Consider the following 5246-nt stretch of genomic DNA (forward strand, 5'->3'; position numbering starts at 1 on the left):
TACCGCAGCGTCGCGGCGCGCGCGTTCATCGAGCGTGCGCTCGCGTATCGGGATCCGTCGGGAGGTTGACCGGTACGACCGGGCGGCGCGCGCGGCGGGGGGCCGCTCGCCCACCCGCCCGCGTTACGTGCGCGGCGTCGGGAAGAAGATGCCCGCGCGCTGTGCGGCGTTCGCGATGTGCGTTTCGATCGCAATGCCGGCGGCGGCCGCATCGCGCGCGATCAGCGCATCGACGATCGCGCGGTGCTCCTGCCACGTCGACAGCAGCAGCTCGCGCCGGTAGAACGGCATGCGCTGGCTTTCCTTCATGATGTCCGCGCTGCTGCGCAGCACCGATTCGATCGCCGCGTTGCCGGCGAGATGGATGATCCGCATGTGGAAATCGAAGTCGAGCTGCGACGCCGCGTCGAGCGCGCTTTCGGTGAGCGCGACGTGCAGGTCGGCGAGGTTGTCCTCGAACCACGCGATGTCGTCGTCGCTGACGACGTGCGCGGCCATCCGCGCGGCGAACCCTTCGAGCGCATAGCGCATCTGGTACGTGTCGGGCGGCGACGACTGCTCGGCGAACCGCCACGCATGCGCGGCCGTGGCCTGCGCGCTTTCGACGTACACACCCTTGCCGGCGCGGATGCGCAGCATCCCGAGCGCCTCGAGCGTCGACAGCGCCTCGCGCAGCGACGCGCGGCTGATCTCCAGCTCCTCGGAGAGCTGGCGCTGGGCCGGCAGCAGGCTGCCGACCGGATACACGCCTGCCTCGATCCGGTCGCGGATCGTCGCGATGGCGGCGTCGGTCACGGTATGCGGAACGTTTTTCATGATGTGAACTTTGGCCGGTCTGACCGGCATTGTAATCCGCACGCAGGCGGTGCATGGCCGGCCTACGGGAAAGCCACGATCTGCCCCTGTCAGGTGCATCGAAACCAGGCGGGCAGGGGCGGGAAATCCCTATTTTGTCCGTCCTTGACTCCACTATATCGGCTTCCTACTATCCACCATAACATCACTGGTCTTACCAGTATGAACAGACGAAACTGCAACCGTTGGATCGGGAGAGCGCCGTGTCGAAATTCCTCAATTCGCTGTTTGGCCGAGTAGTCGTCGCACTTATCCTAGGGATCGCGCTCGGCGCGTTCTTCCCGCATTTCGCCGAGTCGTTGCGACCGCTCGGCGACGGCTTCCTGAAGCTCATCAAGATGGTGATCGGGCCGATCGTGTTCTGCGTTGTGGTCAGCGGGATGGCCAACGCGGGCGACCTGAAGAAGGTCGGCCGGGTCGGCCTGAAGGCCGTCATCTACTTCGAGATCATGACGACGCTCGCGCTCGGCATCGGCCTCATCCTCGCGTGGCTCACGCGCCCGGGCGTCGGGATGAACATCGACCTGCGCTCGCTCGACGCGTCGTCGCTCGCGTCGTACGCGAAGAACGCCGAAAGCCTGAAGGACACGGCCGGCTACCTGATGAAGATCATCCCCGAGACCGCGATCGACGCGTTCGCGAAGGGCGACATCCTGCAGATCCTCGTGTTCGCGGTGCTGTTCGGCTCCGCGCTGTCGCTGCTCGGCGACAAGGCACAGCGCGTCAACTCGCTGATCGAGGAACTGTCGCACGTGTTCTTCCGGATCATCGGCTTCATCATCAAGCTCGCGCCGCTCGGCGTGCTCGGCGCGATCGCGTTCACGACCGGCAAGTACGGCGTCGCGTCGCTCAAGCAGCTCGGCTATCTGGTCGCGGTGTTCTACCTGAGCTGCTTCGTGTTCGTCACGGTCGTGCTCGGCGCGGTGATGCGGCTCGCGGGCTTCTCGGTGTTCAAGCTGATCCGCTACCTGCGCGAGGAACTGTCGATCGTGCTCGGCACGGCGTCGTCGGACGCGGTGCTGCCGCAAGTGATGAGCAAGCTCGAATACATGGGCATCAAGGATTCGACGGTCGGCCTCGTGATCCCGACCGGCTATTCGTTCAACCTCGACGGCTTCTCGATCTACCTGACGCTCGCCGTGCTGTTCATCGCGCAGGCCACCAACACGCCGCTGTCGACGCATGACCTGATCGTCGTGCTGCTCGTGTCGCTCGTCACGTCGAAGGGCGCGCACGGGATCCCGGGCTCGGCGATCGTGATCCTCGCGGCGACGCTGTCGGCGATCCCCGCGATTCCGGTGCTCGGCCTCGTGCTGATCCTGCCGGTCGACTGGTTCGTCGGCATTGCCCGCGCGGTGACCAACCTGATCGGCAACTGCGTCGCGACGGTCGTCGTCGCGGTGTGGGAGAACGACATCGATCGTGCCCGCGCGAAACGCGTGCTGAACCGCGAGCTGCGCTACGTGCCGGCCGAAGAGGAAGACCGCGCGGCACCGGTCGCCGGCGACCAGGCTCACGCGCTCTGAGCGCACCCCCGCGCGGGGCGGCTTCCCCTGGTCATCCCGCGCAACCGAATTCATGTGGCCGGCGCCTCGATGCGCCGGCACGTCATCGAACCTCAGGAGACGACATGGCAGCCCCCATCCTCGATCCGAATGCGCCGGCCTTTACGCGGCGCTACATGAACCTCGCCGACCCGCGCCTCGGGGCGCAGGCGCTCTTTGCCAGCGACGAATTCTTCGCGCCGAAGGAGCGCATGCTGAATCCCGAGCCGGCCGTGTTCATTCCCGGCAAGTACGACGACCACGGCAAGTGGATGGACGGCTGGGAAACGCGCCGCAAGCGCACGACCGGCCACGACTTCTGCGTGGTGCGGCTCGCGCGGCCGGGCGTGATCTACGGCGTCGATCTCGATACGAGCCACTTCACCGGCAACTTCCCGCCGGCCGCGTCGATCGACGCGTGCGTCGCCGAAGGCGACACGCCGCCCGACGACGCGCAATGGCGCCCGATCGTCCCGGCGACGACGCTGCAGGGCAATTCGCATCACTACGTGAGCGTGGACGATGCGCAGCCCTATACGCACCTGCGCGTGAACCTGTACCCGGACGGCGGCCTCGCGCGACTGCGCGTGTATGGCCAGCCGCAGCGCGACTGGCGCCAGGTGCCGGCCGGCGAGCTGGTCGATCTCGCGGCGACCGAGAACGGCGGCTACCTGGTAGCGGCGAACAACCAGCACTTCGGCCCGGCGTCGCAGATGCTGATGCCGGGGCGCGGCGTGAACATGGGCGACGGCTGGGAAACGCGGCGTCGCCGCGAGCCCGGCAACGACTGGGCGATCGTCGCGCTCGCGCGGCCGGGCATCATCCGGCGCGTCGAGGTCGATACCGCGTTCTTCAAGGGCAATTTCCCCGACCGCTGTTCGCTGCAGGCTGCGCGGGTCGCCGGCGGCACCGACGATTCGCTCGTCACGCAGGCGATGTTCTGGGCCGAACTGCTCGGCGAGCAGAAGCTGCAGATGGACCACGTCCACACGTTCGACCAGCTCGCCGCGCTTGGCCCCGTCACGCACGTGCGTTTCAACATCTTCCCGGACGGCGGCGTGTCGCGCCTGCGTCTGTGGGGCGAGCCGGCTTGAACGAGGGCAACGACATGAGCGAATCCCACATCCTGCGCGTCGAGCGCCTGACGCGCGAAGCGTTCGCGCCGTTCGGCGACGTGATCGCGCTCGAAGGCGCGCGGCATTTTCCGATCAACGGCGGCACGACCGAGCGCTTCCACGATCTCGCGACGATCGACGTGTGCGCGGACGGCGGCCGCCCGCTCGTCAGCGTGTTCCGCGCGCAGCCGCGCGCGCTGCCGGTCGCGGTCACGCTGATGGAGCGCCATCCGCACGGCAGCCAGGCGTTCATCCCGCTCGCGGCCGTGTCGCGCTATGCGATCGTCGTCGCGCCGGCCGGCGAATTCCGGCCCGACGCGATGCGCGCGTTCCTCGCGGAAGGCTGGCAGGGCGTGAACTATGCGAAGGGCGTTTGGCACCATCCGCTGCTCGCGCTCGATGCGGTCAGCGATTTCGTGATCGTCGATCGCGGCGGCACGCAGCCGAACTGCGACGAGATCCCGCTCGAGCGCGCGTGGGCGCTCGAGTTCGAGCCGGCCTGCGCGGCCTGATGCAAGTGCAACGCCCGGCTTCGGCTGCCTGACGGTCGCCCGGGAGGGCGAATCGAAGGGTTTTCGAAAGCCTGGGCGCGCGACTCGCGCGGCGCCACGCCGCCGCTATCCCGAAAAGAACACGGCCCGGGCGGCGAGATGCCGTCCGGGCCGTGCTGCGTGTGCGGCGCGCGTGAATCAGTGCTTGCGGTGCGGGCAGTTCTCGGTCGTGCAGGAACCGTACATCGCGAGCGAGTGCTCCTGGAGCCGGAAGCCGCGCTCCTTCGCGATCGCCTGCTGGCGGCCTTCGATCTCGGCGTCGAAGAATTCCTCGACACGACCGCAATCGAGGCACACGAGGTGATCGTGGTGCGAGCCTTCGTTCAGTTCGAACACGGCCTTGCCGGATTCGAAGTTGCTGCGCGTGAGCAGGCCGGCCTGCTCGAACTGTGTCAGCACGCGGTAGACGGTGGCCAGCCCGATGTCGAGCTGCTCGTTGAGCAGGTTCCGGTAGACGTCTTCTGCCGTCAGATGGCGCACCGGGCTTTGCTGGAAGATCTCGAGAATCTTGAGGCGCGGTAGGGTGGCCTTTAGCCCGATATTCTTGAGATCCGTCGGATTGGTCATGGCTAGGCATCCCTAGAGTACAATGCAGGGCTTCAATGTTACCGGCTTTTCGCCGTTCCAGAAACACGCGCGGCCTGCACACGGGCCTGCACGGTGAGGGAAATGATTCCAGAATCTCTTTCGCACTTTCAGAGGAGCCGCATGCGGAGTGTCATCATCGCTGCCGCCGCCGTTGCCGCGCTGGCTGGTTGTTCGTCGTACGACAGCGTGACGCAGCGCATCGCGCAGAGCATCACCCCCTACCGGATTACCGTCGTGCAAGGCAACTTCGTGTCGCAGGAGAAGGCCTCGCAACTGCAGGTCGGCATGTCGCGCGAGCAGGTGCGCGCGCTGCTCGGCACCCCGTTGCTGGCCGACATGTTCCACGCCGACCGCTGGGATTACCTCTTCTACTTCAAGCGCGGCTCGACGGCAGTCGTCCAGCAGCGCGATCTCGTCGTGACGTTCTCGGGCGACCGCCTGGCGGGCTGGACGGGGGCGGACAACCTGCCTTCGGAACTCGACCTGCTGGCCGACATCGACGGCGACCGCGGCGGCAAGAAGGCGAAGGCGGCCGCAGCGGCGAAGAAGGCCGCCGAGGCAGCGGCAGCCGCGAGCGCCGCGCAAGCGGCAGC

The 5246-nt window shown here is 67.1% G+C and carries 6 protein-coding genes; 4 read left to right on the forward strand and 2 right to left on the reverse strand.

Going from position 1 to position 5246, the window contains the following annotated elements:
- Positions 1 to 123 precede the first annotated feature (123 nt).
- Positions 124 to 846: a FadR/GntR family transcriptional regulator gene (locus tag G3N93_RS34005; RefSeq protein WP_174943811.1), complete on the reverse strand. Its 723-nt coding sequence runs from the start codon at positions 844 to 846 to the stop codon at positions 124 to 126.
- Positions 847 to 1058: 212 nt separating this feature from the next.
- Here G3N93_RS34005 and G3N93_RS34010 point away from each other — a divergent pair, with 212 nt between their 5' ends.
- The 3 genes from G3N93_RS34010 (at position 1059) to G3N93_RS34020 (ending at position 4026) form a co-directional block, all read left to right on the forward strand.
- Positions 1059 to 2381, forward strand: a complete 1323-nt coding sequence (locus G3N93_RS34010; protein WP_174939140.1) for a C4-dicarboxylate transporter DctA — start codon at positions 1059 to 1061, stop codon at positions 2379 to 2381.
- A 104-nt stretch (positions 2382 to 2485) separates the two neighbouring features.
- Positions 2486 to 3493: an allantoicase gene (gene alc, locus G3N93_RS34015; protein ID WP_174939142.1), complete on the forward strand. Its 1008-nt coding sequence runs from the start codon at positions 2486 to 2488 to the stop codon at positions 3491 to 3493.
- Positions 3494 to 3507: 14 nt separating this feature from the next.
- Positions 3508 to 4026, forward strand: a complete 519-nt coding sequence (locus tag G3N93_RS34020) for an ureidoglycolate lyase (protein WP_041493007.1) — start codon at positions 3508 to 3510, stop codon at positions 4024 to 4026.
- 177 nt (positions 4027 to 4203) lie between these two features.
- On the opposite strand, the gene fur is transcribed toward G3N93_RS34020, so the two are convergent.
- On the reverse strand, positions 4204 to 4632 hold the full coding sequence (fur, locus tag G3N93_RS34025; RefSeq protein WP_011350926.1) for a ferric iron uptake transcriptional regulator: 429 nt from the start codon (positions 4630 to 4632) through the stop codon (positions 4204 to 4206).
- A 141-nt stretch (positions 4633 to 4773) separates the two neighbouring features.
- On the opposite strand from fur, the gene G3N93_RS34030 reads away from it, so the two are divergent.
- Positions 4774 to 5246: outer membrane protein assembly factor BamE (locus tag G3N93_RS34030; RefSeq protein WP_206134937.1), on the forward strand; the 473-nt coding region annotated here is incomplete at its 3' end.

The sequence above is a fragment of the Burkholderia sp. Se-20378 genome (assembly GCF_017104665.1).
Classification (GTDB): Bacteria; Pseudomonadota; Gammaproteobacteria; order Burkholderiales; family Burkholderiaceae; genus Burkholderia; species Burkholderia lata.